Annotated in this window: 2 protein-coding genes; both read right to left on the reverse strand. The window is 62.4% G+C overall.

Annotated elements, in window-relative coordinates; all coding sequences use genetic code 11:
* Positions 1-1,846: condensation domain-containing protein (locus tag MMG91_RS28690; RefSeq protein ID WP_310661440.1), on the reverse strand; the 1,846-nt coding region annotated here is incomplete at its 3' end.
* Between the two features lie 339 nt (positions 1,847-2,185).
* Positions 2,186-2,749: phosphopantetheine-binding protein (locus MMG91_RS28695; RefSeq protein WP_310661441.1), on the reverse strand; the 564-nt coding region annotated here is incomplete at its 5' end.

Here is a 2,749-nt window from a genome sequence, read left to right on the forward strand (position 1 = left end):
TGCTGTTCAGCTCGGCGTAGGTCAGGCCGTGCCCGTTGTGCACGGCCGCCGGTGCATCCGGGCTCGCCTGAACCTGCGCCTCGAACAGCGCGTGAACGGTTTTGTCCTGCGGATAGCGACGTGTGGTGGCGTTGAAATCCAGCAGCAGTTGCCGACGGTCGGCGGACGACAGGATATCAAGCTGGGGCAGCAGCATTTCCGGTGTCTGCTCCAATGCCTGGACCAGGCTTTCAAGCGCCGTCAGCATGTAGTCGCCAATGCGCTGCGCGCCAATTTCGGACAGGGCCAGGACGCTCAGGCTGAAGCCTTCACCCAAGTCATCCACCGATAAGGTCAGCGGGTAGTTGGTCCCCTCTGCGCCTCCCAGGGTGTGCAGCCCCTCCCACGCTTCAAGCGCTTGCGCCGTAGCGACCTGCGCCGTACCACTGTGGCGGTAGTTGAGCAGCGAACCAAACAGCGGCGTGGGCGCTGGCACACCGCTACAGCGCTGCGCTAATGCCAGTGATGCGTGCTCATGACCGAGCAAAGCCGTCAGGCCGGCGTGGGTGTTTTTTACCCCCTCGCGCACGCCCTGCCCGCTCAGTTTTACCCGCAGCGGCAGCGTGTTGATGAACATGCCCAACGCGCGGTCGGCACCGTCGCCGCCCTGCATCCGGCCCATCAGCACGGTGCCGAACACCACGTCTTGCTTGCCCGAAACACCGCCCACCACCCGCGCCCAGGCCAAGTGGTGCAGGCTTGCCGCGCTCACGCCCAACTGACGGGCTTGCGCGCGCAAACGCCGACTCAATGACGCCTCGACCGGCAGNCGCGCCCAGGCCAAGTGGTGCAGGCTTGCCGCGCTCACGCCCAACTGACGGGCTTGCGCGCGCAAACGCCGACTCAATGACGCCTCGACCGGCAGTTGCACTTCTTCGATCGTCGGTTCGCGTTTCGGTACCTCGGCAAAACCGAGTGGCAGTGTCGGCTCATCGACGTCGGCCAGCATCTCGCGGAAAAACGCTTCATGGGCGTCACCGCTGACGCCCAACCGGACCTGCGCCACGTAGTTGCGGTAAGGCACCGCTTCAGGCAAGGCGTCGGCCTGTCCGAGCAGGAACGCCTGCATCTCATGCTGCACCACTTCCAGCGCCGCATGGTCCAGCGCCATGTGATGGAACAGCAGAATCGCCACCCAACGATCGTTATCACGATCCTGCGCGCAAACCAGGCGCATCAGCGGCGCCTGCCGCACATCCAGGCGGTGATGCTGCGTGTCGAAGCGTTGCTGCAATTGCCACTCGATGTCGCCGTCGACCGAGTCGAGCACCACTTCTTCCAACGCCAGCGTGGCCTCCTGCCAGACGACCTGCATCGGCTCGTCCAACCCTTCCCACACCACCGAAGTGCGCAGGATGTCGTGGCGATCGATCACCCCCTGCAACGCCTGAGTAAAATCATCCAGACGGGGTCGCCGATCCGCCCCGAACAGGGCCTGCAGCACATAGGGATCGCCCTGCTCGGCGGCGAGGTGATGGTAAAGAATGCCTTCTTGCAGCGGTGCCAGGGGATAGATGTCCTGCACATTGCCAGCGCCGCCGGGCACGCTGTCGATAATCCGGTCGATCTCTTCCTGAGTGAGGCTGGCCAGAGGCAGCATGTCCGGCGTGATGCGGAATGCCGGACTCAGCCAGTCGCCACCATTTCTCTGCACCAGATCAAGCAGTTCGCTCTTATGGACAACAAGACTGTCCAACAGCGCGCTGTCCAGTCCTTCGTCGTCGCCCAGGATCACAAGGTTGTCGTCGTCTTGCTGAAGACGGATCGGGTGCTTGGAAAGAGCTGCCATCAAATCGCTGAATTGCATCGAAGAACCTGCTTTTTTAAATTCGGAGTGGTTGACGATAAAAAATGTGGTTTTCGGATACGGCATGGCGCCTGAACGCGGGAATCGGCAGCGCTTGGAGGGCCGATGGCGGCGTATGGGTCAGGGGCGGTGGACGAATTGTCGTGTTCAAGAGCAATAGCTGATCGGGGGATGGCCGCCTGCAGCCATGCCCCCTTTCAGGTCGAAAAAAATTAGAACATTCGGCGGGCGATGTCTGTCATGGGAAGCAGGGACAAGCCCTGAGTCGGTCAGTCAGGATTCGCAGGGCGGGATCAATCCGATGGGGATTGCCCCCATCGGATTGACGCTGAATGTGGCTCAGATACGGCGTTTGCGCGTGAGCGCGGGGATCTTCGTCCTGGGCACTTCGATACGCTGAACATGCCCCACTGCCGCCGCCACCAGGGCCAGTGTTGCCTGGCCGAACAGCACACGTACATCGGCCTCCATGCCATCCTTGCGCATGCGTTCGATCAGCGTCACCGCCAGCAATGAATGCCCGCCCAGTTCAAAGAAATGATCGTGGCGGCCGACACGTTCGACCTTCAGCAACTCTGCCCACAGCGACGCAAGCCTGATCTCCATTTCTCCCACGGGGGCTTCATAGAGACCTGTGACAAACGCGCCGCTGTCCGGCACCGGCAGAGCCTTGCGGTCGAGTTTGCCATTGGGGGTCAGCGGCAACGCGTCGAGTCGCACGTAGGCGGCCGGCACCATGTACTCCGGCAGTTGCGCTTGCAAATGCGCACGCAGGCCGCCAGTGTCCGGCGAGGTATCCGGCGTGTGCGTTGTGTAGTACGCCACCAGACGCTTCTCGCCCGGGATGTCTTCGCGGGCCAGAACCACGGTTTCCTTCACCGCCTCGTGTTGCGCGAGTTTGGC

The sequence above is a fragment of the Pseudomonas sp. JL3 genome (assembly GCF_031570575.1).
Taxonomy (GTDB): Bacteria; Pseudomonadota; Gammaproteobacteria; order Pseudomonadales; family Pseudomonadaceae; genus Aquipseudomonas; species Aquipseudomonas cucumis.